This is a genomic window from Kosakonia beeri (assembly GCF_054165705.1).
Genome location: NZ_CM135106.1, coordinates 2,559,333 through 2,583,059 on the forward strand (window position 1 = coordinate 2,559,333; position 23,727 = coordinate 2,583,059).

The window sequence follows — 23,727 nt, forward strand, 5'->3', positions numbered from 1 at the left end:
AACAGTTTCAGCATAGCCTGGCGGCAGATCGTTGGCAGGGTTTCTTTCACGCTATTGAACGGTGCTGCGCCACGGCAACGTTTCCAATGAAGAATAAGCGCAACCTCTGGCGCACGTATGTAATAGCCGGTCTGAAATCATGGATTAATATGCCAGACGGGCGATTTCATCTGGTCTGCCTGGCGTGAATGGACAATAATGCCTGCCGCAATGTATTAACAAGTGGTCTGTGGTATGAAAAAAACGGTTTTTTCGTTGGCACTTGCGACCTTTGGTCTGGGTATGGCGGAGTTCGGTATTATGGGTGTGCTCACCGAACTCGCCAACAATGTCGGCATCTCTATTCCTTCTGCCGGGCATTTAATCTCCTTTTATGCTTTTGGCGTGGTGATTGGCGCGCCCATTATTGCGATCTTCTCGGGCCGTTTTTCGCTTAAGAAAACGCTGCTGTTTCTGGTGGCGCTCTGCGTAATTGGTAATGCGATGTTCACCTTCTCCACTTCCTACCCGATGCTGCTTGCCGCGCGTTTTATTTCTGGCTTCCCGCATGGGGCCATTTTTGGCGTGGGCGCGATAATTCTGTCTAAAATCGCGACGCCGGGTAAAGTCACCATCGCCGTAGCAGGCATGATCGCCGGAATGACGGTGGCCAACCTGGTGGGCATCCCGGTGGGTACCTGGCTGGGTCACGCTTTCAACTGGCGCTATACGTTCTGTCTCATCTCGCTGTTTGACGTGTTGGTGATGGTGTCGGTGCTGTTCTGGGTGCCCACGTTGTACGACACTGCGCCGACGCACCTTCGTGAACAGTTCCACTTCCTGCAAAAACCCGAACCCTGGCTGATTTTTGCCGCCACGATGTTAGGCAATGCCGGGGTATTCGCCTGGTTCAGCTATATCAAACCCTTTATGGTGAATGTTTCCGGTTTTTCAGAGGCCAGCATGACATGGGTGATGATGCTGATGGGGCTGGGGATGGTGCTGGGTAATATGTTCAGCGGCAAGCTGTCAGTGAACTTCAGCCCGCTGCGCATTGCCATTGTCACGGAAGTGATGGTGGTCCTGGCGATGCTGGCACTGTTTGTCGGCGGCGAACACAAGCTGGCCGCGCTGGGAATGGGCTTCCTCTGCTGCGCAGGCTTATTTGCCGTGTCTGCGCCGCTGCAAATTATGCTGCTGCAAAACGCCAAAGGCGGCGAAATGTTAGGAGCCGCTGGCGGTCAAATGGCCTTTAATCTGGGCAATGCGGTAGGGGCATGGTTCGGTGGGTTGATCATCGCTTTTGGTTTCACGTACAGCTATCTCACCTTACCGGCGGCATTACTGTCATCCGGCGCGATGGTGGCGTTATTGCTCTACGGGCAATCTAAAACAAAACGTCCGTTACAGGCGGTGACTGAATAACAATACCTGGCCGGGTAATGTTGCATTATCCGGCCAGGCGTTTATCGCAACCAGGGCGTGACAGATAAACCGACCAGCAGTCCCTCCGGGCTGAGCAGGCGGGTGATGCTCTGCCCCCATGGCTCAAGACGATTAGCGACCAGTAGCTGATAGCCTTTTTGCAACAGTACCTCGGTGGCGGTGGCAAGGTCGGCTACTTCAAACTCGATCCACCCTTGCGGCACCGGGTGTGTCGCGGGCCATTTTGCTGCGCCAAAGCAGGACTCCGCGGCCTGGTGCAAGGGCCACAGCGCAAAGTGCTTTGCGCCATCCAGCGCATCATGATCGGCGACCAGATAATCGCTGTTGCCTTCCATGGGTTTCAACGGCAGACCCAGCGCCTGCTGATAAAAATTCTGACTCTCATCAACGCTGTGCGGGATCGGCCCAAAGCCCGCAATAAACAGAACGTCAAGACCGGGGATCGTCGTTGCCATATGCTCCTCCATAACCGAAAAAGGGGGCCGCTGGCCCCCGTCCTGAATGCACTATCCGGTAATTAATGACGCAAATCAATCACCATACGGCCACGAATTTGGCCTTGTTCCATCTCTTTAAAAATAGCATTGATGTCTTCCAGCGGGCGCAGCGCCACTTTCGGCACCACTTTGCCCTCGGCGGCAAACTGGAAAGCTTCGGCCAGATCCATACGCGTACCGACCAGCGAGCCCACCACCTGAATACCATCCAGGACCAGGCGCGGAATATCGAGGCTCATGGCTTCTGGCGGCAGACCGACCGCCACCACACGCCCACCGGCACGCACAGCATCAACGGCAGAGTTAAACGCGGCTTTTGCTACCGCCGTTACCACCGCCGCATGCGCACCGCCGGTTTTTTCCTGCACCACTTTTGCCGCATCTTCCGTGCGCGAGTTAATCGTCAGATCCGCCCCCATACTGGCGGCAAGCTTCAGTTGCTCATCGTTCACGTCAATGGCGATCACTTTGGCGTTAAAAACGTTTTTGGCATATTGCAGCGCCAGGTTGCCCAGACCACCAAGACCATAAATAGCCACCCACTGACCCGGCTTTATCTGCGACACTTTCACCGCTTTATAGGTGGTGACGCCTGCACAGGTAATACTGCTGGCGGCTGCGGAATCCAGCCCATCCGGCACTTTCACAGCATAATCAGCGGTCACGATACACGCTTCTGCCATGCCACCATCGGCGGTATACCCGGCATTGATCACCTCGCGGCACAGGGTTTCATTACCGCTGTTACAGTATTCGCAATGGCCGCATCCCTGGAAAAACCACGCCACCGATGCGCGGTCGCCCACTTTTAACGACGTCACGCCGGGGGCAACTTCTGTCACAATGCCAATCCCTTCGTGACCGAGGATCACGCCGGTCTTATCGCCAAAATCACCGTTCTTCACATGCAGGTCGGTATGACAGACCCCGCAGCACTCCATTTTCAGCAGCGCTTCGCCATGTTTCAGCGGGCGTAATGTTCTTTCGGTAACTTCAACCTGGTGATCTTTTGTTACTACAGCAGCCTTCATAGCAATCTCCTTTAATATGAGGCAAAGAACTGAGAACCGGGTGTGGCGTCTGGCTTCATCCGTTATATACCACTTTAGAATTAATACTTTAGGATACTTTTTCAAGCCCAGGGCAACATTATGAAATAGTTTTTGTCTGCGGCTGCTAAATCAGGTAGGGGTAAAAATTGAGTAACCATAATGTTAATGTGGTTATAAACATCTGTACACAATTGTCATACTGTTGTCATCATCCATCGCCAGATTGTGGTTTTATCTCAACAAAAGAGTGATTAACAATGCATCTGGTGAATAAACTCCTCGCCGTCAGTATTCTTCTGTCGGCGTCTGTACAAGCAGACAACATCCTCGAATTTCCGCAGCCCGAAAATAACCCGGAAGAGTTCTACGCCGTCACCGAGATCCCGGCTGGTGGCATTATTAAATATGAAACTGATGCAAAAACCGGCTTTATTATTGCGGATCGTTTCCAGTCGATGCCGGTGGCGTACCCGGCGAACTACGGTTCGCTAACCCAGTCTCTGGCGGGCGATGGCGATCCCCTGGATGTGGTTTTCTACACCCGTGCGCCACTGGCACCGGGCACATTAATCAAACTGCGCCCCATTGGCGTGCTGAAAATGATTGATGGCGGAGAAACCGATGACAAAATTGTTGCCGTTCCGGCCAGTAAAATTGACCCGACATACGACGACATTAAAACCCTTGCCGACTTGCCAAAAATCGAGCAGCAACGCCTGGAAGCCTTCTTCCGTGTTTATAAGCAATTGCCGGATGGGCGTAAGAAAGTAGAATTGAACGGTTTTAATGACGCCGAAGCAGCAAAAAAAGAGATCAAAGCAGCCTGGGAAGCGTGGAAAGCGAAAAACCCACAACCGTAATATTTTGCCCGGCGTTGCCTGGCACCGGGCAATTTACAGAATAGTATTATTTTGCAGGTGGCAACATTTTCGCTTTAATAATATAGCGATGTTGGACACCAAACTTATTGGCATTATCCTGATAAGCATGCCCCTCTGGCAAATATATCAGTGATGAGATCCAAATCCGGTTATACAGTGGAAAAGTGACCTCTTTCTCAGACAAATATAACCCCATTTCAACGCCACGGTGGTCCGTGTCGAGATCAAAGTGCCATAACACCGGCTTCTCTTTTGCATATCCCATTGCAGGATCGGTTGAGGTCGACATAATAATCGGCGATGTGATTTCCTGGTCCACCTGTACACAGGTGACCGTCGTATGGCCGTTAGCGATAAAGCTATCCAGCCACGGATAACTCTCTGCAATAGTCAGCGAATCACCACGAAACAGTTCACTGGCCACGGCACGTTTATAGGTTGGCCACTCCTGTTCCATAACCGCCAGATCACGTTGAATCTCGAGTGCTTTAGCAACATCGATATTTTCTTCAATTACCCCCATATTTATCGCGATGGGGCGCCAGATTTTCACAAATTCTTCCATGTCGTTCACCGCAGCATAATGCGTATATTTGCTTTTTAGCAAGGCGATGCAAAAAGAAGAAAAATACTTATACAGTGGGCCTTGTTGTTTGAGAATAGCCGGATCTTCCTGAATAACCCATTTCTTTTTGACGGTAATTATTTTATTGCTGTCGTTATCTTTACACATAATTAACTCCTGAATGGCAGAGGTGAGATCATTAAATCGCGTTCGCCATAAAATATAACGCCAAAACTTTCAGAGGACAGGCAAAATAAAGGGTAACAAAACACTTTAAGACAAGGCAGAATAAATATCGGATGGACGACCTATGATAAAAGACAGACGCCCGAAAGCGCCTGTCTTTGGTTATTTCCGTATTGGGTTACAACAGTGAGTGAATATGGACAATTTCTTCACGCCACTGCGCCTGTAACCCCGGTTTCTGATGCTTTGGCTTACGTTGCAGGTCTTCCGCTAAACGCGTTTCCAGTTCAATAAGCCGCGCCAGCAGCAGATCGGCATCGTCGGTCACTGTCTCGCAGGTGCTGGCAGGCTGTGTGGCCTGTTGCCCAGCGGCAGGAATGCTCTCCCGCAGCCGTGCATACACGGCTTCAATGTCATGCCACTCCTGCAGTTCCCCGTGTTCAACCAGCCAGAAGCGGTTGCAGCTTTGGTTGATTAACTGCCGATCGTGGCTCACCAGCAACACTGCACCGCTGAACTGTTGCAGCGTTTGCGCCAGCGCCTCTTTGCCCGCCATATCCAGATGGTTGGTCGGTTCATCCAGCATCAGCAGGTTAAAACGCGCCAGCGAGAGGCCAACAAACAGCAGCCGAGAGCGCTCACCGCCGCTAAGGGTCGCTACCCGTTGCCCGTGCCGCGCCCACGCAAAACCGGCACTGATCAACGCCATTTTGCGATCGTCCGGTGCCGGGGCAAACGGCTCCAGCGCGTCGAACAGTGTGGCGTCGTCCGGCAGCTGGTGCAGCGTCTGGTCGTAATAGCCAGCCTGTAAACGCGGATGCAGCCGCAGGGCGTCGTCGCTTTGCTGTTGGCAGGCCTGCCAAATCAGGCGCAGCAATGAAGATTTCCCACACCCGTTTCGCCCGACCACAGCAACCCGATCGCCGCTTTTCAGGCGGGCAAGGGGAACCGTGAACAGGGGAGGCAACCCCACGGCAGGCGCAACGGCCAGTGCGTTCATTTCCAGCAAACGGTCCGCCACCAGTGCTTCACCGTGCAGGGCCAGTTTCCAGCGACTGCCGGCAGTCAGTTCGGTCTGATCCTCCTTCAGTCGCTCAACCTGTTTTTCCATCTGTTTGGCTTTACGCGCCAGGTCCTCGTTGTCGTACACACGCCCCCAGGTCGCCAGCCGTTTGGCACTGGCCGTGACCCGGTCGATCTCTTTTTGCTCAGCTTTATGGCGCAGCGCATCGCTCTCATCCCGCTCGGCCAGCGCATGACGCGCAGCGCTGCAAGGTAAGGCGAAGTGATGCAGGGTATGGTCGCGCAGGATCCAACTGCCGTTGGTGACGGCATCCAGCAGCGAGGCATCGTGCGATACCATCACAAAGCTCCCGGGCCAGCGCTGTAAGAACTGCTCCAGCCACAGCAGTGTGGGGAGATCGAGATGGTTACCCGGTTCATCCAGCAACAGCAGATCCGGTTCACGGATCAATGCCCGCGCCAGTAACAGCCGCGTATGTTGACCGCCGCTCAGCGTCGCCGCCGTCAGGGCAATTTCGTCGTCACGTAATCCCATACTGGCCAGCAACGCCTCGCCGCGCCAGTACTGACTCAGCCGTTCCGATGGCGGGATTTGCGCCATCACCGCCTCCAGCAACGTCATCGACAGCAGTTCAGCGGGCAGGTGTTGTTCAACGCGTGCCAACAAACAGTGGTGCGCCACCGTGACCGTACCGGAGAGTGGAGACAGCGAACCGTCCAGCACTTTTAGTAACGTACTTTTGCCACAGCCATTGTCGCCAATCAGCCCAAGGCGGTCGCCTTTACGCAGCGTGAAATTGAGATCGGAAAATAACGGCCCGAATGCCGTTTCAATACGGAGTGATTGTGCAGAAAGTAATGTGCTCATTGCTTACTCAAGAGTTACAGGCATGTTAATGCCTCGTCAAATCTCGCTGACGATAACCCGGTAAGCCCAAGGGAAGGGATGTATGTCTTCGCTCAAGCCGAAGTTATCGCAGCACGAAACCGATAACGCTTGAGCTGGCACGATCGCCAAAGGCATGTGAATAGTCGAACAATTCACAATACAGCATAGTTAACCTCCTTATATATTCAGTAAGTTTATAGGTGAAAGGAGTTTAGCGAGTAAATGAATGATTTGCCAGTGGAGCAGAACGGCGCACAGCGTAAAAAGTCGAGAAAACAGCCACCCAGGGATGGCTGTTGAAGAAGCCCCGCACGGTCAGACCTGGGTCATTCCGCCATCCACGCAAATCTCGGCGCCTGCAATGTAACTGCTCTCATCGCTCGCCAGAAAGAGTGCGGCGTTGGCAACTTCGTCGGGCTTACCCATTCGGTGCAGCGGAATATCACGGGTGATTGCGTCGCGAACCTCATCTGACACAGCAGCCATCATGTCGGTATCAATGGGGCCGGGAGCGACAACGTTGATACGGATACCGCGACCAGAAAGCTCGCGTGTCCAGGTCCGGGCAAATGAACGCAGCGCGGCTTTACTCGCACCGTACACACCGTATCCTGGCGTACCGATCGTATCCGCTATCGATCCGATAAGCACTACGCTTGCGCCGGGCTGCAACAACGGCAGTGCGGCCTGCAAAGCAAACACGGGCGAACGGACATTCAGGCCGAATGTCTGATCAAAATGCGTTTCGCTGAGGGTTTCTATTGTGGCGTATTCCGACATCCCGGCATTAATAACCAGCACATCAATGTGACCCGATTCTGCTTTGACAGTCGCCATAATACGGGCCAGTTCGCCTGGCTGGCTGACATCGGCGCGCAGTGGCTTTGCCGTGCCGGTAAGGGTGCGACTGGCAGTTTGTAACTCCTCGTCACGGCGAGAGGTAAACCAGGTTGTCGCGCCTTCTCGGGCGAAACGCTGGCTGATCGCCAGCCCAATGCCTTTTGCGCCGCCAAGCACCACGGCCACTTTATTGTCTAATCTGCTCATCTGTTCTCTCCGGTTAGGTGGAAAACAGATGATATAAATTTTATACTTAATATCAATTACGCACTTTGTTTATACCTGATATCGCGGAGTATATCGCTATGGTGAAAAATACCTGTAACAGCCTGATTGATGTGGGAAAAACCCGACCGGTACTGGAACACATCACCAATAAATGGTCGATCATGATCCTGACTGTCCTGTGCAGCGAACCTGCCCGTTTTAATGAAATCCGCCGTCGGCTGGATGGCATTACTCACAAGGCGCTGGCAGATGCGCTAAAGCGGCTGGAGCGCAACGGGCTGGTGCACCGTGAAGTGCTGCCCACGTCGCCGGTGGGCGTGGAGTACCGCATCACTCCCCTGGCACAAACGCTACAACAACCGTTTATGGCGCTGAATGATTGGGCACTGGAATATGGCCCGGCGCTGGAAAGGGCGCAGGCGGCTTACGATCTTGCTCATGCAAATGAGGAAAACGTCACGGATCCGGCTTAGCAAAGGGAAGAGACACGGGGACACCCGGAGCACGGCGGCTCCGGGTGAAAGCGAAAGGTTAGATCGAGGTACGGCGATAGCTGCGGTACTGCGGTTCCCAGAAGTTGTCATTAATGGCTTGTTGCAGCGCTTCGGCAGAGGTTTTTACCGCAATGCCTTGCTCCTGTGCCATTTTGCCTACCGCGAAGGCGATAGCGCGCGACACTTTCTGAATATCTTTCAGTTCCGGTAACACCAGACCTTCGCCATTGAGCAGCAGCGGAGAGTATTCCGCCAGGGTTTCACTGGCGGCCATCAGCATCTCATCAGTAATGCGCGACGCGCCTGCAGAGATGACGCCAAGGCCGATCCCAGGGAAGATATAGGCGTTATTGCACTGCGCAATCGGGTAAGTTTTCTCTTTCCACAATACCGGGGCAAACGGGCTGCCGGTCGCGACCAGCGCCATACCATCGGTCCAACTGATAATGTCCTGCGGCGTCGCTTCCACACGCGAGGTCGGGTTCGACAACGGCATCACAATCGGACGCGGGCAGTGTTTGTGCATCTCGCGGATGATCTCTTCCGTGAACAGACCCGCCTGACCAGAGACACCAATCAAAATGTCTGGTTTCACGTTACGCACGACATCCAGCAGGGAGAGGGCTTCGGTCTGCGTTCCGCTGTCCCAGTTTTGCAGGTTTTCGCGTTTCTGCACCAGTTTGCTCTGGAACGGCAGCAGGTTTGGCATCTCGTCTGTCAGCAGGCCAAAACGGTCAACCATGTAGACTTTCTGCCGCGCATCGGCTTCGCTGAGTCCTTCGCGCTGGGTCTGGGCGATAATCTGTTCGGCAATACCGCAGCCGGCGGAACCCGCCCCGAGGAAGACAATTTTCTGCTGGCTTAACTGGCTGCCTGCCGCACGGCTGGCGGCAATCAGCGTGCCCACCGTCACGGCCGCCGTTCCCTGAATATCATCATTGAACGAGCAGATTTCATTGCGGTAGCGGTTAAGCAGCGGCATGGCGTTTTTCTGCGCAAAATCTTCAAATTGCAGCAGCACGTCTGGCCAGCGCTGTTTCACCGCCTGAATAAATTCGTCAACAAACGCGTAGTAGTCGTCGCCGGTGATACGCGGGTGGCGCGAACCCATATACAACGGATCGTTGATTAACTGCTGGTTGTTGGTGCCGACGTCCAGCACCACGGGCAGCGTGTATGCCGGGCTGATCCCGCCGCAGGAGGTGTAAAGCGAAAGTTTACCGATGGGAATGCCCATCCCACCGATCCCCTGGTCGCCCAGGCCAAGAATGCGCTCGCCGTCTGTCACGACGATGACTTTGATATTGTGATTCGGGACGTTTTGCAGAATGTCGTCCATGCTGCCGCGGTTCTGCCACGAAATAAACACGCCGCGGGCGCGACGGTAAATATCCGAGAAACGTTCACACGCCCAGCCCACGGTGGGGGTGTAGATCACCGGCATCATCTCTTCGAGATGGTTATCCACCAGCCGGTAGAACAGAGTTTCATTGGTATCCTGAATGTTACGCAGGTAGATGTGCTTATCGATATCGGTTTTAAAACCCTGATATTGCAACCATGCCCGCTCTGCCTGCTCCTCAATGGTTTCAACCACTTCTGGCAACAGACCCAGCAGGTTAAAGCTGCTGCGCTCTTCCATGCTGAAGGCGCTGCCTTTGTTCAGCAGGGGGAACTCCAGCAACACGGGTCCGGCATAGGGGATATACAACGATCGGTTTTTATTATGTTTTGCATTCATCTTACAGCTCCTTTATCAACGATCACTCCGCGTGGGGTGGCTTCGCGGGTGGGGTACTGCGGCGGGCGCAAGTATAAAGCATCACTTCAGCAAATACTTCCTATTCGCAGTATTCGTTGATTGAATTTTTATCAAGGAGGGGATGAAACAAAACGCCACTCCGGGTGGAGTGGCGGGGAAGGATACCTTATTCAGCGCGGCGATGACGCCCGGAACGGTGGGCCACAACCGTTTCTTCCTGGTTGCCTTTGGTCACCACTTTGCGGGTATTCGACACTTTGTAATCCAGTCCCAGGATATGACGTGCCTGACGGTTCGATTTCATGCTTACTCCTTAATCCAGTTCAATGTTTCAAGGACAAGCCCGGTTAACTGCGCCGGGCGAAATTCAATCTCATCATTGCGCGGTATAAAAAACATACCGATTCATCATCCTCGGACATTGTGGCGCAAAGCGCAATCCCAACGCCGGCTTTTAAGAACAGTCTCGGTGATCTCGTTTACTTACAACAACAAACACAGGACGCTTCGGTAAAATCCGCCACCACCCAACTGACTCAGGGCGCCACGGCCAGCAAATGCGTAATGTCGCCACCCAGTCGCGTATTACGCAGCGGGCGCAGCGGGGCCAGGCGCTGTTCCACCGCGGCGCTACACGGGTAAAGCTGGCACCACCCCTCCAGCCAGGCCAGATTCGTCGGTTGCTGTAAAAAATTTCTTTCCTGCGCCACACCTGTGTGCTGCGTATAGCGGCTGTCATCGTCCAGCGACGCAAGAAGGGTATCGCCCAGCCGTTGTAAGGCACCGTGGTTTTCATCGATCACGTTTATGCCATTGGCCCGCGCAAAGAGGGCAATCATCACTAGCGGCTGAATAGCATAATTGTGGTACGAAAATGCCCGCTGACGACGGCGTAATTCGTTCGGCAACAATCCCCCGGCATCCACCTGCTGCATAGCGGTGCGATAAATTGCAAGCGACTGGTCAAACAGATCCTGGCGCTGCGTCGCTACCGCCGTCGCCATCAGCGCCCAGGCAGCCCAGTAACTGTGGTTATTGACCTGTTTCAGCGGCAAATCACGCCACTCTGCTGCCGTTAAATCGCCAAGCTGGCTTAACCAGGTGGTAATGGCTTTCTGCTCTGCCGGGTAGGCTGTCAGGGGTTTCGCCGGGGAAAATGCCAGTTGCAGCCAGGCCGAAGAGAAACTGGCCAGCGCCCATTTACGCATTGACTTTCCGGTATGATTTGCCGCTTCGCCGGTTAACGCTCCGGCGGTTGCCCATGTATTCAGCGCCCCGACGGCACAGGCGACATAACGCGGATCGCCACTGCGCGCCCAGGCGGTGACCTGTTTGCTGACGACACTTTCCATTTCAGTGATGGGTTTTGTCTGCTGACGAAAAGCAGCGTCTGCTTCGGGGTTAAGCGTGGCACGGGCGCTATCGGAGCCTTCATATTTGCTGTGAAAATCGAGCGTACCCGTAAACGGCGCAGGTACGGTCAGGCATTTCACTGTAGGGGCTGCCGTAACCGAATGGGCAGGCGGTTGCATAAAACCGGCGGGGGGGTGCAGATTGTCGGCGGCCTGCGCGGCCGTCGACAGAAGAAAGATCAGCACTGCTCTGAGAAAAACCATGCTTAGCCTTACATCCACGGGGAAGGGGAAACGACTATAGCATGGCGTCAGCGAAGATCAGCTACCACCAAAAACATGCACAGCACGATGCAGACGAGCTGCGCGCTCAGAGAGATCTTCCGCCGCGCTGGTCACGTGTTCCACCATCCCGGTGTTGTTATGTGTCATGACGCCAATGCGGGAAACCGACTGATTAATCAGCTCCAGCGCCTGCGTCTGTTCATGCGTCGCGGTGCCAATCTCTTTGATCATGGTCGACATGGTGATCACGCTGTCGATCATTGCCGTCAGGTGCGTTTCGGTCGTTGCGACCATCTCCACACCGTTTTTGACATTCGCGACGTTGTGTTCAATCAGCGACTGAATTTCACGCGCGGCGGAGGCAGAGTGTTGCGCCAGGTTACGCACTTCGGCGGCGACCACCGCAAAACCCCGACCTGATTCACCCGCACGTGCCGCTTCTACGGCGGCATTCAGCGCCAGAATATTGGTCTGAAAGGCGATACTGTCGATAACGCCAATAATGTCGACAATTTTACTGTTATCAGCGGAAACCGCCTGCATCATCGAGATGGTTTTCTTCATCACATCGCCGCTGTCCATCGCGCTGGCGCTGGTTTCATCAGCCCGGGCCATCGCTTCGGTGGCGGTTTCTGCTGTTTGCCGCACCGCACTGGCAATTTCTTCCACGGCGGACGCTGTCTGGTGAAGATCGGCAGACATCTCTTCAGTGCGTTGTCGCAACGCGTCTCCTTCGCTGGAGATCCGTCCGCTAATCGTGCGGATACCGTTAATCTGGGCTGAAACATCATCCACCAGCGAACTGAGATTAAGCCCGGACTGGTTAACCAGACGCATCAATAAACCAATCTCGTCCACACGGTTAAAATGGCGATAATCCGCCTTACGGCCGGACACCACTTTCTGCATTTGCGATAAAATTATTTTCAGCGGTCGCGATATTTGGCTCTGTAAAAAAACAGACAATAGCCCAAGAATAATAACTGAACCTCCGGCACGTTCTGCTGCATTAAAAGGAGCAAATTGCATCGCAACCAGTAAAGCGGCCGCTATTACCGCACCAAACTGGATGCGTTTTGAAACATTAATACGCTGAAAAAGTGATAAAAAAGAAAACAAACCGCGCCGCACTACCAGCCCTTTATAAAAACGATGGCTGTTGAGTTTATTCTCATTCACTCGCTGATAAAGAGCTTCACTGGCATCGATTTCAGCGCGCTGTGGAATATTTCGTACCGAGATATAACCGGTCAGTTGCCCCTGCTGATAAATAGGGGTTACGTTGGCGCGAACCCAGTAATGATCGCCATTCTGCCGGCGGTTTTTCACCATTCCTGTCCAGCTATCGCCTTGCTGGATGGTGAACCACATATCGCCAAATGCCGCAGGCGGCATATCCGGATGACGAATAATATTATGGGCTTCCCCCATTAACTGATCTTCAGCAAATCCGCTGGCATCAATAAAAGCGGTGTTGGCATACGTAATATGACTGTGTGTATTTGTTGTCGACAGTAACGTCATACCGTCGTTAAGCAAAAACTCTTTTTGTGTAACAGGAGTGTTGCACTTCATGAAAAACTCCACGATGGACCGCGTTCAATGAGTTTTGCTGACGCAGTAATAGAATATTATTTACCGGTCAGTTAATTTTTTTGTTTTTACCTGCGTATTCTCCACAAACTTATCGGCCACGGAAAGTAGCTACGTTAAATATTTTTTTAGTCATGCTTACGACTCAATTTTTAAATATTGTTATGATTTTGCGAAAGAAAAAAGAATTGAAATAATCATCCAGGCGATAAGTAAATCCTTAACACAAATTAAAAGGAGGGTGTGCGATAAAGTACAAAAAATACGCTTTCAAAAATAGAAACGTTAACATAGCGGGCTAAGGTATTTACAAAAGTATCGCAATTTTTTGGTACAAAAAAACACCGGTAATACAGCAGAGCTTAACTTTATACCGTTAAGCCGATAAAGTCATTGCAGGTAATGTGGTTATTGTTGGGAGCATGCTGACAGTGCGGCGGGCAGACCGCCGCACGAGGGTTAATGGCTGAGGATTTGATCAAGAAACTGGCGCGTGCGCGGGTGTTCGGGGTGGGTGAAGAACGTTTCCGGCGCAGCCGATTCCACAATGCGCCCGTCGGCCATCAGGATCACTTTATCGGCCACGGTACGGGCAAATCCCATCTCATGCGTAACCACAATCATCGTCATCCCGCTGTCGGCCAGGTCGAGCATCACGTCCAGCACTTCTTTGATCATCTCCGGATCCAGCGCCGAAGTGGGCTCATCAAACAGCATAATCTCTGGCTGCATGCACAGTGCGCGGGCAATTGCCACTCGCTGCTGCTGGCCGCCGGAGAGCTGGAGCGGAAACTTATGCGCCTGGTTAGCTATATGCACTTTCTCCAGGTAATGCATGGCCAGTTCCGTGGCCTGCGAGCGGGTCATCTTGCGCACCAGCGTCGGGCCAATCGTCAGGTTATCCAGCACGCTTAAATGCGGGAAAAGATTAAACTGCTGGAACAACATGCCAATGCTCAGACGAATGCGGCTGATATTGCGCACGTTATCGTTCATTTCGATACCGTTTACCAGAATCTGGCCTTTCTGGTGCGCTTCCAGGCGATTAATACAGCGGATAAGCGTCGATTTACCGGAACCGGACGGGCCGCAAATCACCACGCGCTCCCCTTTGTTCACACTGAGCGACACATCATCCAGCACCTGGAATTTGCCGTACCATTTACTGACCGACTTCATCTCAATAATCGCGTCGGGCGAGGGGGGTGTTACTTGCATCAGGCGACTCCTTCAGGGTTACGGCTGGCATCAATGCGTCCTTCTACCCACACCGCATAACGGGAAAGCATAAAGCCAAACAAAAGATACAGAGCGGAAATAAAGACATAGGATTCAATGTAATAACGACGCCACTGCGGATCCTGCATAACCGCGCTGGTGGCTGTCAGCACATCGAACAAGCCAATGATTATCACAAACGAGGTGTTTTTCATGGCCGCGATAATGTGGTTGGTAACCGCAGGCAGACAGATACGCAACGCCTGCGGCAAAATAATTTTGGTGGTCGTATGCCAGTACCCCAGGTTCAGTACCGCTGCCGCTTCATACTGCCCACGCGGGACCGACTGCAATCCCCCACGGATCACCTCCGCCTGGTAACAGGCAAAAAACAGCGCAATACCAATAACAATGCGCAGCAGTTTGTTCACTTCCATATCGGCCGGTAAAAACAGCGGGAAAACGTTCACCGCCACAAATAAAATGGTAATCAACGGCACGCCGCGCAGCCCCTCAATAAACACCACCGACAAACCGCGCAGGAAAGGCAGTGGCGAACGGCGGCCCAGCGCCAGCAGTACCGAAACGGGCATGCCGATGATCACCGTGCCAGAAAACAGCAGCAGCGTCAGCGGCAAACCGCCCCAGTCTGCGGAAGGAACCGCTTTCAGCCCTAACACGCCGCCGCTCATCAGCACTGACATCATCGCCAGTGACACCAGCCACAACGGCCACAGCAAACGGGAGTGCCAGCAGGCAGGCGCGAGCGAGAGGCCAATAGTGATAAACCACACCAGCATCGCCAGCGCCGGACGCCACTGCTCTTCATAGGGATACAGCCCGAACAGAATAGGGCGATATTTTTCGCCAATCACCGCCCAGCACGCGCCGGTCGCCGCACGGCACTGTTCAGCTGAACCGCTGAAACCCACCGCGTCGATCACGCCCCAGCGCAACAGCGAAGCGCCCACGGAGGCAATGACCATCGCCAGAATGAGCGTCAGCGCCGTCTGAGCAAGGCTGCTAAACAGATTACGCCGTAGCCAGAAAATCACAGTGTGTTGCATACCGGCTCCTTAGCGCTCTTTAATGGCAACATAGCGGTTAAACAGGTTCATTAGCAGCGACGTGGTGCCGCTAATGATCAAATAGACCACCATCATAATGGCAATCGCCTCCAGTGCCTGGCCGGTCTGGTTCATCAACGTATTGCTGATATTGGCCAGTTCCGGGTAGCCAACCACTACCGCGATCGAGCTGTTTTTCGCCAGGCTCACATACTGGCTGGCCAGCGGCGGTACCATGACCCGCATCGCCTGCGGAATAATAACGTGGCGCATCACATGCCAGGGAGAAAATGACAATGCCCGGGCCGCTTCCAGCTGACCTTTTGGTACCGACTGAATACCTGCGCGGACGATCTCAGCAATAAATGCCGACGAGTAAAGGGCAATACCCAGCAGCAGTGCCGTAAATTCCGGGCTGATGGTAAACCCCCCCTGGAAATTAAAACCGCGCAGCACCGGGCGGTTCAGTTCATGCGGCGCGCCTGTTAGCACCCAGACGAGCAGCGGCAGGGCAATCACTAACGCCCACCGCAGGCGGCCCGTCGGCACTTGTTTCCCGTGATGTTCGCGCCAGCGACGCGCAACGCGTGAAAGCAGCATACTCAGCACACAAGCCACCAGCAGGGCAAGCACTGTCCACATCCAGCCGCTGTGCGCCGCCGGCACAGTGAATGTCAGACCACGGTTGGTCAAGAAGCCCATTCCTGGCAGTACAATCGCCTGGCGCGGCGAAGGCAAATTGCGGATCACCACCGCCCAGAAAATAACCTGCAATATTACCGGCACGTTACGCAGCAGTTCCACATAGCCGACGCAGATTTTCATCAGGAGCCAGTTTTTCGATACCCGGCCAATACCAACCATAAAACCGAGCACCGTGGCCAGCAGAATGCCGCACCCGGTGACATACAACGTATTCAGTAATCCCACCGCCAGCGCCCTGGTGTAGCTGTCGCGCGGGGTGTAGTCGATAAGCGTTTCGCCAATGGCAAAGTGCGCGCTCTGCTGCAAAAAGCCAAACCCGGTGGCGATACGCTGGGCGCGCAGGTTCGCCACGACATTGCTATAGAGCCAGTAACTAAAACCGATCAGCAAGGCTGCCAGCAGTAACTGGTAGCACCAACTGCGCACGGTTTTACTGCCAAAAAAGGTGAAAAGGCGAAACGCGGTCGCAGGTCGTGGCGCGTCGGATGCAACGGCCAGCGCACCGGAGTTATCAGTCTGTTTCATCATTAAACATCAAGGTTATGACAGAAGTGGAGAAGGGCGCCCACGGTCATGCATGAGCGCCCCGGCGATTAACGGATCGGCAGGCCGTAAAGCAAACCACCTTTGGTCCACAGATTATTTAAATCGCGATCCAGCGGCTCGGCGCTTTGCGGGCCAAAATGGCGGTTATAGATATCGCCATAATTACCCACCTGTTTAACAATGTTGTACACCCACTTGTCATCCAGACCGAGTTTCTGACCAAAGCCGCCGCTCACGCCAAGCAGCCCCTGGACATCCGGATCGGTGGATTTCAGTTCGCTATCCACATTGCTCTGGTTAACGTTCATCTCTTCGGCATTGAAGGTAGCGTAAACAACCCACTTCACAATATCGAACCACTGGTCATCGCCTTTACGCACCGCCATTGCCAGCGGTTCTTTCGAATAAATCCCCGGCAGAATAATGTGATCTTCCGGTTTTTCCGCATCAAAAGTTTTGATGCCAGGCAGCGCCACTTTGTCACGCGCAATAACATCACAGCGCCCGGCGAGATAGGCCGCAACATACTCTTTGTTGTTCTCGATCACCACCGGGGTGTAGTGCAGGTGGCGTGAACCGAAGATCTGCGCCACGTTTTGCTCGGTACTGCTGCCGGGGGTAATACACACCGTGGCGCCGTCGAGATCTTCAACTTTTTTCACGCCGCTGTTGGCCCGCACCATAAAACCAGTACCCGTGTAAAAATTGGGCGGCGCAAAGTTCAGCCCCAGCGACACATCGCGGGTTAATGATGCCGTGATATTCCGTGACAGCACATCGACTTCGCCCGACTGAATGGCGGCAAAACGCTGCGCCGTCGACAGCGGCGTAAAGCGGACTTTAGACGCATCGCCGAAAACCGCTGCCGCGAGCGCACGGCAGAAATCGACATCCAGACCTTCCCAGTTGCCTTTGCTGTCAATTGAGGCGAAGCCGTGACGGGCAGGGTGCACACCGCAAACCAGTTCGCCGCGCGCTTTAATTTTCTTCAGCGTGTCGCCATTCGTGGCGGGGGCGTTTTCTGCCTGTGCGGGAAAAATAAAACTCCCCAGCGTCAGCAGCAACACTGACGCAGCTAGGTGGGTTTTCTTCAGCATGGCTATTCCTTTTTAAAGGGTTGCTATCAGGTTAATTAACTGTATTTATTGATTTTTCAATAACACGTCCGTTTGTTGAATAATGATCTTCGCCTGCGGTGCTTTTGGCAAAGATCGAATTCAGTAAAGCATATACAACAATGGACTAACGATTTATTTCAACCATCCTTCTATACCCTGCCACAAGAGTTGCGCGCTGAGCAGGATCATCGTTACACGAAACAGCACGCGGAACAGTTTTTCCGGTACGTTGTCCAGCACGCGCGTACCCAGCCATGTTCCCAGCGCACCGCTAATGATCATTGCCGCCAGCACAGGCAACCAGCTGGCCCAGGCAAACCCCATCAACCCGAAGGCGAGGATCTTCAGTCCGTGCTGTAACACCATGCAGGTGGCGTGCGTGGCGATAAGCGGCTGGCGCTTTAGCCCTTGCGAACTGATAAGCCCGGCGACCATCGGGCCGGTGGCGCCCACAATCATGGTGCCGAGACTGCTGAGGCCGCCGCCAATAATGAAGAAAGGGCGGCTTAACGGTTTCTGTTCGCCACGTTTGCGCAGCACTGACCAGAGAATAAAAAGCCCCAGCGCAATGCGGGCAATGCTGTCCGGGATCACCGCCGCCACCGGCGCACCGACTGCAATGCCGACCGCGCTACCGAGCAGGAACCACAGCACTAACGGCCAGACCACATGCACCCGCTGAATCAACGTCCGGCTAAGGTTGGAGCCAAGCTGCACCATCCCATGCACCGGCATCAGGCTGCTGACCGGCATGCCCAGCCCCATGATAGCCAGCAAAGCTGTGCCCCCGCCCAGCCCCATGGCCGCCGTCAGCGCCGAAGTCAGAAAACTGCAAAACACCATGACGCCCGCGAACAGCGGCGAAATTTCAGCAGGTATCCAGGTTATGTTCATGCTGGCATCCGTTAGCGATAATCATCCCGCAACAGACGCTGGTAAAGTGCCTGTGCATCCTCTCGAGACAGTACGCGGCTGGCGCAGTCGAGAAACTTCTGCTCTATCAAATTATCCGGCAACGGGATAGCCGGGCTGGAACCCCGCGCTCCCGCCACTCGCTGAGAAAACTGGCGACCGTCGGTGGTGGTCAGCGTCACGAACGCGCTATGGGTGATCTCTTCGTTGTGCTTTTCCAGCGTCACTTTACGCAGCAACGTCTGGGTTGCCGGATCGTCGAACCGCGCCGTATCAATAAAATCATCCAGTGTTAGCGTACCCGTCACAAAAGCCCGCGCCACGCAGTAATGCAGGCTGAACTTCCCGGCGAGCGGGTTCTGCGGCTGCGGAATATTAATATGTGGGTAACGGATCGGGTGCACTTTGATTTCAATATGTTCGATCTCTTCCGCACGCAGGCCGTGCTCCTCACGCAGCGCCAGAATGCCATCCAGCGGCGATAAAATAGCGTAGCAGCAAGGGAAGTATTTGTAGTTGTTGCTTTTCACGGTGTCGAGAATGAATGGCGTTGCGTCCCAGCGCTCGGTCAGCGGCAGGGGATCAACATTCGCCACGCCGTTGTAGACGTGAAAATAGCCCTGCTGATGTTCAAAAGCCGTTGGCCCGGCGCTGAACCCCTCTTTCGCCAGTTTAGTTGCCATCACCGCGCTGCGTGCCGCCTGACCCACCGCCAGCGCTTTGGTTTCGCTACCAAAATTGGATTTGATCCCTGACGCCAGCGAGGCGGTCATCGCCAGCGCGGTGGCCGTCTGTTCTTCATTCAGATCCAGCGCGACCGCACAGGCAGCAACCCCGGCAAAAACACCGACCGTAGTGGTAGGATGCCAGCCGTGACGATACTGGAACGGGCTAACCGCTTTGCCCATGCGTACTGCGGTTTCGTAGCCGGTAATATAGGCGCGCAGGAGCGCCTCGCCGTTCAGGTCCTGTTCATCGGCCAGCGCCAGTAAAGCGGGCAGAACCGCCACCGAAATATGCCCGTGCAGCCAGGAGTTGGAATCATCAAAATCGAGCAGGTGTGAAGACACGCCATTCAGCAGGGCGGCGTCCAGCGCGTTTAATGTCAGATCCGTACCAAAAACACGACTGTTGCCGCGCGCCGCAGACGGCACGATCACAGTGCGTAATTTGTGGGCACCGTCCTGAACACCGCCAGCCAGCGTAACGCCTAATGTATCAATAATCGCGGTACGCGCATGGCTGTATGCCGCCTGCGCGAACGCCTGCCGGGAGAACGCCAGCAAATTACCGGCGAGTTGTCGGGCAATGGTCATTAACATGTCCTGTAGCAAAAAGAATTAGTGATCGCCGGCAAGAAGCCCGGTAATACGCGCCAGCGAACCTGGGCGTTCGAAGTGGAAAGCGGCATCATAAAGTGCAGCGCTGCGCGCCGCGCCCAGAACTGGAATAGTGAGCGCATCGAATTTGTCGCGCAACTCCTGATCGCTGAGCGGATTTTGCGCATGGCCGCGATAGACGTCAGTCTGGGCGTGCAGCACTTCGCCATCGTCCAGCCAGACATCAATAAAGGCCGAACTGGCGGACTGACCGTCCACGGCCTCGACCTCAAGCAGCGGCAGCAGGGCGCGTGGTTGCGGATCGTCTACCGTCGCCTGGGTAAAATCGGTGTCCGTCAGGGCATAACCGCTTAAGGCGAGGGCGATACAGTGGGGAATGCTGAACTTACTTTCCAGCGGCGTGCGCGGCGAGAGGATCCCGGCATTGACCATGCCCATTGGGTGGACCTTCGCCGTAATGCGGGTAATCTTGCGCCCTTGCAGCAACGGGAAAAGCTTGCGGGCGGTTTCAATAGAGGCGTGCGTACCCCGGCAACTGGCATACAGCTTGTAGCCGTTGGTTAGCAGTTCCCAGCTTTCGCCAAAATCAAGCGGCGGCACTTCTGCACTGCCATCCTGGATGAAGATTTTTACCCAGCCGTCAGTCTCGTAAAAGTGGTGCGCGCCGACGAAGTTTTCCGCCGCCAATTGCGCAGCCATAATGCCGTCCATCGCCGCTTTGCCCGCGTGGAACGGTTTACCATGCGTACCGGAAGATTTTTGCAGGCCGCCCATCATGGTGGCAGCCGCGCCTAACGCGTTGCGAACCTGGGGTTCTGAGAGGCGCAAAACCGCAGCCGCAACTGCCGCTGCGCCCGCGCGTCCTACAACAGAAGTGGGGTGAAAGCCCCTTCTCTGCAGGTTGCGCCCGACGCCTGGCACCCAGCCGCCACCCAGTTTTGCCATCACTTCAAAACCGGTGACAAATGCCCGCAGCACGTGCTCTTCGTCGACCGGGTGTGCCTGCGCCATTGCCAGCGCAGTTGACCAGCACGGGCCGCCAGGATGGCCTGCGCCAGCTGGGTGGGTATCATCATAATCCGCAGCGTGTGCCATGGTGGCGTTAACCAGCGCAGCAAGGGCAGGGGTAGTGGTACCGGAAAGGAAAACCCGCGCATCGCCGCTGGCGTGCCAGGCTTTGGCTACCTGGCGCACGGCCTTAACGGCATCATCATTAACTGCGCCCAGCGCAACGCCGAGGAAGTCGATCAAAGCGCGTTTTGCTTCATGGCGGACGGCGGGGGGGACGTTGAGGTGATGAGCCTGGCTGATAAACTGGCTGAGCTGTTCTCCACGAATGTTATTAACTTCGCTATTTTTTGTCATCGTAAAACAAGCATTCCCTGGTGTTGGCTGACAACGTAAAGCCCTGGTGTTGGCTTATCAATAAAAAGCAAAAACGGTGTTTGTGTTTATATGAATTCATTTGTATACAATGAATATAAAATAAACATAGCAGCCCTGACGGAAACGTCAAAAGATGTTTTTCAGATAAGCTAAGAACAAAAAAAGCAAAGGCGTTACCTTTCCTGTGGCAAGATGGGCGACGGCAGGGTGCCAGCCTTAATAGGGTCATTCCATAGACAAACGGAGCTTAACGTGAAAACGACGGGTCGCGACACAGGCTTAACGCCTTTTGAAATTTTGCTTTCCGCCATTGAGGCCGGTGAACTGCAACCGGGCGAACGCCTGCAGGAAACCCGGCTGGCGGAACAGTTTGGTCTGAGCCGTACGCCGATCCGTGAAGCGCTTCACCGCCTGGAAACCCTCGGTCTTGCCGAACCCGGCCCGCAGCGGGGGCTGATAATTGCGCATATTAGCTATGAACGGCTGCGCCAGCTGTTTGATGTGCGCGAAGGTCTGGAGCGCTTAGCGATGGATCTTGCTGTCACCGCCGCTTCTGATGCAGAGCTTGCGCTGCTGGATGAAATGGTCCGCATGGAAGAAACGCTCACCGACAGTAAAGCGCTGCACGATCATAACCGCCTGTTTCACCGCCAGATTTATCGTGCCACGCACAACCCCTATCTCAATGAAATGTTAGACAATTTGCGTATTCACCTGTCGCTGTTGCGTAACACAACCTACGAGTTACCGGAACGCACCGCAGAAGCAAAACGTGAGCACCGGGCAATAGTCGACGCGCTGTTAAAACGCGATCGCGCAGCGGCGCAGGAGGTGGCGATTGAGCATATTCGCCACGGCTATCGCGCAAGGTTGACGATTTTAAGCCAGCGAGAACGCTAACATAATGACCTCTAATCGGCGGACGGGAATTTCACCCTGTCGCTAGAATAGCGGGATGGCATCATCTATGTAGATTTTGTGTGGGCATTCTGAGGGTAGCATTGCGTGTTAGCGACTTTGATTTACCGTAGCCGACTGAATCGAACACTCGATCCCTCTCAACTGGCTCAACTTGTCGAGCGAGCCAGCCTGCGCAATCAGCGATTGCAGGTGACGGGCATCTTACTGTTCGACGGCGAACATTTTTTGCAGGTTCTTGAAGGGCCGCTCGCTTCGGTTAACGACGTTTTTGAACGTATACATCATGATCACCGCCACGGCAATGTGGTCGAACTGCTTCGCGATTATGCGCCGCGCCGCCGTTTTGGCAACCGCGGGATGATGCTGTTTGATTTACGTGTCATCCAGCCTGCGACGGCACTGCGCGCTATCCTCAGGTTCGGTACGCTCAATTACCAGCTGGCCAGTAACGATCGGGTCTATAAATTTATTCGTAACTTTATTGCCTCGCAAAACAATAACGATCGGGTGCGTAATACCGCGCCAGAGCACTGGACATTCAGCCTCAAAACGCCGCCTTTTGCCAGCATCAACGCGCCCATCCAGGACAATCAACCCTGTCAGTTTGCCTTTCAGCCGATTATTGAGCCGCTGCGCGGCAATATCTCCTCGCTTGAAGCGCTGATCCGCGGCCCGAACGGCGGCAGTCCGCAGGAGTATTTCGCCACCATAGCGCCCGATAAGTTGCACGAGGCAGATCTGGCCTCGAAGGGCTGGGCGCTGGCGATGGCCAGCCGCATGGGGATTGGCAATCATAAAGTTGCGGTCAATCTTCTGCCGATGTCGCTGGTTAAAATTCCCGGCGCAGTGGATATCCTGCTGGGTCATATCACACGCAATAACCTTAGCCCCGGACAGATCATTGTTGAAGTCACAGAAGATGAAGTGATCTCCGGCTATGAGGAGTTCACCTGGGCCATTCGTCAGTTGCGTGCGGCGGGGATCGGCCTGGCGATTGATGACTTTGGTTCCGGCTTTGCCGGGTTATCGCTGCTGGCGAAATTCCAGCCGGATAAACTAAAAATTGACCGCACAATCGTGACCGATATCCACCTGCATGGCCCGAAACAGGCGATCGTCAAAGCCATAATCGACTGCTGCGCAGAGCTGCAAATTACCGTGGTGGCGGAAGGGGTCGAAAAAGTCGAAGAGTGGTGCTGGCTGGAGGCCGTCGGTATTGAGCGCTTCCAGGGCTTCCTGTTTGCCCGCCCTGTACTCAATGGCATTTCACCGATTAACTGGCCGCGCCGCATTACGCCGTGACCGGTTGTGTTCATTCCCCGGCCAGCCGGGGAGTCGCCTTTAAACATTCCTTTCAATCAGTTACCGCCTCAATCAGACCCATTTACAGGTTTATCCGGCCGATAGGTTCCCCATCTTCTATGCTTTACTGAATAACAGCG

At 54.3% G+C, this 23,727-nt stretch carries 21 protein-coding genes; 5 read left to right on the forward strand and 16 right to left on the reverse strand.

The genetic code is table 11. From position 1 onward, the window contains the following. Nucleotides 1-234: 234 nt before the first annotated feature. On the forward strand, nt 235-1,404 hold the full coding sequence (araJ, locus tag ACUY4S_RS12230; protein ID WP_458022726.1) for an MFS transporter AraJ: 1,170 nt from the start codon (nt 235-237) through the stop codon (nt 1,402-1,404). A 41-nt stretch (nt 1,405-1,445) separates the two neighbouring features. On the opposite strand, the gene ACUY4S_RS12235 is transcribed toward araJ, so the two are convergent. Further along, nucleotides 1,446-1,880, reverse strand: a complete 435-nt coding sequence (locus ACUY4S_RS12235; protein ID WP_458022725.1) for a VOC family protein — start codon at nt 1,878-1,880, stop codon at nt 1,446-1,448. Nucleotides 1,881-1,942: 62 nt separating this feature from the next. Continuing rightward, a complete protein-coding gene (gene adhP / locus ACUY4S_RS12240) occupies nt 1,943-2,953 on the reverse strand; it encodes an alcohol dehydrogenase AdhP (protein ID WP_312686400.1) in 1,011 nt (336 codons plus the stop codon). A gap of 278 nt (nt 2,954-3,231) precedes the next feature. On the opposite strand from adhP, the gene ACUY4S_RS12245 reads away from it, so the two are divergent. Next, nucleotides 3,232-3,834 carry an inorganic diphosphatase gene (locus ACUY4S_RS12245; RefSeq protein WP_312686398.1) on the forward strand — a complete coding sequence of 201 codons (603 nt, stop codon included), beginning with the start codon at nt 3,232-3,234 and terminating at the stop codon, nt 3,832-3,834. Between the two features lie 46 nt (nt 3,835-3,880). On the opposite strand, the gene ACUY4S_RS12250 is transcribed toward ACUY4S_RS12245, so the two are convergent. The 3 genes from ACUY4S_RS12250 to ACUY4S_RS12260 all read right to left on the reverse strand — a co-directional run bounded on the left by ACUY4S_RS12250 (nt 3,881) and on the right by ACUY4S_RS12260 (nt 7,565). Then, complete coding sequence (locus ACUY4S_RS12250; protein WP_312686396.1) at nt 3,881-4,588, reverse strand: hypothetical protein; 708 nt, start codon at nt 4,586-4,588, stop codon at nt 3,881-3,883. Nucleotides 4,589-4,784: 196 nt separating this feature from the next. Next, nucleotides 4,785-6,497 carry an ABC-F family ATP-binding cassette domain-containing protein gene (locus ACUY4S_RS12255; RefSeq protein WP_312686394.1) on the reverse strand — a complete coding sequence of 571 codons (1,713 nt, stop codon included), beginning with the start codon at nt 6,495-6,497 and terminating at the stop codon, nt 4,785-4,787. 336 nt (nt 6,498-6,833) lie between these two features. Beyond that, nucleotides 6,834-7,565 carry an SDR family NAD(P)-dependent oxidoreductase gene (locus ACUY4S_RS12260; protein WP_458022723.1) on the reverse strand — a complete coding sequence of 244 codons (732 nt, stop codon included), beginning with the start codon at nt 7,563-7,565 and terminating at the stop codon, nt 6,834-6,836. Between the two features lie 98 nt (nt 7,566-7,663). On the opposite strand from ACUY4S_RS12260, the gene ACUY4S_RS12265 reads away from it, so the two are divergent. Then, on the forward strand, nt 7,664-8,059 hold the full coding sequence (locus ACUY4S_RS12265) for a winged helix-turn-helix transcriptional regulator (protein ID WP_312686391.1): 396 nt from the start codon (nt 7,664-7,666) through the stop codon (nt 8,057-8,059). A gap of 58 nt (nt 8,060-8,117) precedes the next feature. On the opposite strand, the gene ACUY4S_RS12270 is transcribed toward ACUY4S_RS12265, so the two are convergent. The 11 genes from ACUY4S_RS12270 to ACUY4S_RS12320 all read right to left on the reverse strand — a co-directional run bounded on the left by ACUY4S_RS12270 (nt 8,118) and on the right by ACUY4S_RS12320 (nt 21,343). Then, nucleotides 8,118-9,821 carry an NAD-dependent malic enzyme gene (locus tag ACUY4S_RS12270; protein ID WP_312686390.1) on the reverse strand — a complete coding sequence of 568 codons (1,704 nt, stop codon included), beginning with the start codon at nt 9,819-9,821 and terminating at the stop codon, nt 8,118-8,120. A gap of 187 nt (nt 9,822-10,008) precedes the next feature. Beyond that, on the reverse strand, nt 10,009-10,146 hold the full coding sequence (sra, locus tag ACUY4S_RS12275; protein ID WP_458022722.1) for a stationary-phase-induced ribosome-associated protein: 138 nt from the start codon (nt 10,144-10,146) through the stop codon (nt 10,009-10,011). 232 nt (nt 10,147-10,378) lie between these two features. Then, nucleotides 10,379-11,458: a mannuronate-specific alginate lyase gene (locus ACUY4S_RS12280; protein ID WP_312686387.1), complete on the reverse strand. Its 1,080-nt coding sequence runs from the start codon at nt 11,456-11,458 to the stop codon at nt 10,379-10,381. A 57-nt stretch (nt 11,459-11,515) separates the two neighbouring features. Then, entirely contained in the window at nt 11,516-13,054 is a 1,539-nt protein-coding gene (locus ACUY4S_RS12285; RefSeq protein WP_458022721.1) for a methyl-accepting chemotaxis protein, read from the reverse strand. A gap of 477 nt (nt 13,055-13,531) precedes the next feature. Beyond that, nucleotides 13,532-14,293, reverse strand: coding sequence for an amino acid ABC transporter ATP-binding protein (locus ACUY4S_RS12290; protein WP_312686815.1), 762 nt, complete (start codon nt 14,291-14,293; stop codon nt 13,532-13,534). After that, nucleotides 14,290-15,357 carry an amino acid ABC transporter permease gene (locus tag ACUY4S_RS12295; RefSeq protein WP_312686384.1) on the reverse strand — a complete coding sequence of 356 codons (1,068 nt, stop codon included), beginning with the start codon at nt 15,355-15,357 and terminating at the stop codon, nt 14,290-14,292. Before ACUY4S_RS12295 ends, ACUY4S_RS12290 begins: the two co-directional genes overlap by 4 nt. 9 nt (nt 15,358-15,366) lie before the next feature. Continuing rightward, entirely contained in the window at nt 15,367-16,590 is a 1,224-nt protein-coding gene (locus ACUY4S_RS12300) for an amino acid ABC transporter permease (RefSeq protein WP_458022719.1), read from the reverse strand. 65 nt (nt 16,591-16,655) lie between these two features. Further along, a complete protein-coding gene (locus tag ACUY4S_RS12305; protein WP_312686380.1) occupies nt 16,656-17,705 on the reverse strand; it encodes an amino acid ABC transporter substrate-binding protein in 1,050 nt (349 codons plus the stop codon). A 153-nt stretch (nt 17,706-17,858) separates the two neighbouring features. Further along, complete coding sequence (locus ACUY4S_RS12310; RefSeq protein ID WP_458022718.1) at nt 17,859-18,620, reverse strand: sulfite exporter TauE/SafE family protein; 762 nt, start codon at nt 18,618-18,620, stop codon at nt 17,859-17,861. Nucleotides 18,621-18,631: 11 nt separating this feature from the next. Beyond that, the gene (locus ACUY4S_RS12315) at nt 18,632-19,954 is read right to left on the reverse strand and encodes an MmgE/PrpD family protein (RefSeq protein ID WP_312686378.1); all 1,323 of its coding nucleotides are present in this window, start codon (nt 19,952-19,954) and stop codon (nt 18,632-18,634) included. Between the two features lie 24 nt (nt 19,955-19,978). Then, on the reverse strand, nt 19,979-21,343 hold the full coding sequence (locus ACUY4S_RS12320; protein WP_458022717.1) for an MmgE/PrpD family protein: 1,365 nt from the start codon (nt 21,341-21,343) through the stop codon (nt 19,979-19,981). A gap of 273 nt (nt 21,344-21,616) precedes the next feature. Between ACUY4S_RS12320 and ACUY4S_RS12325 the strand changes: the two genes are divergently transcribed. Together ACUY4S_RS12325 and ACUY4S_RS12330 are read left to right on the forward strand one after the other, a co-directional pair. Then, nucleotides 21,617-22,264 (forward strand): GntR family transcriptional regulator, encoded by a 648-nt coding sequence (locus ACUY4S_RS12325; RefSeq protein WP_312686375.1) that lies wholly within the window; start codon nt 21,617-21,619, stop codon nt 22,262-22,264. Nucleotides 22,265-22,369: 105 nt separating this feature from the next. Further along, on the forward strand, nt 22,370-23,587 hold the full coding sequence (locus tag ACUY4S_RS12330; protein WP_312686374.1) for a diguanylate phosphodiesterase: 1,218 nt from the start codon (nt 22,370-22,372) through the stop codon (nt 23,585-23,587). Nucleotides 23,588-23,727: the final 140 nt, after the last annotated feature.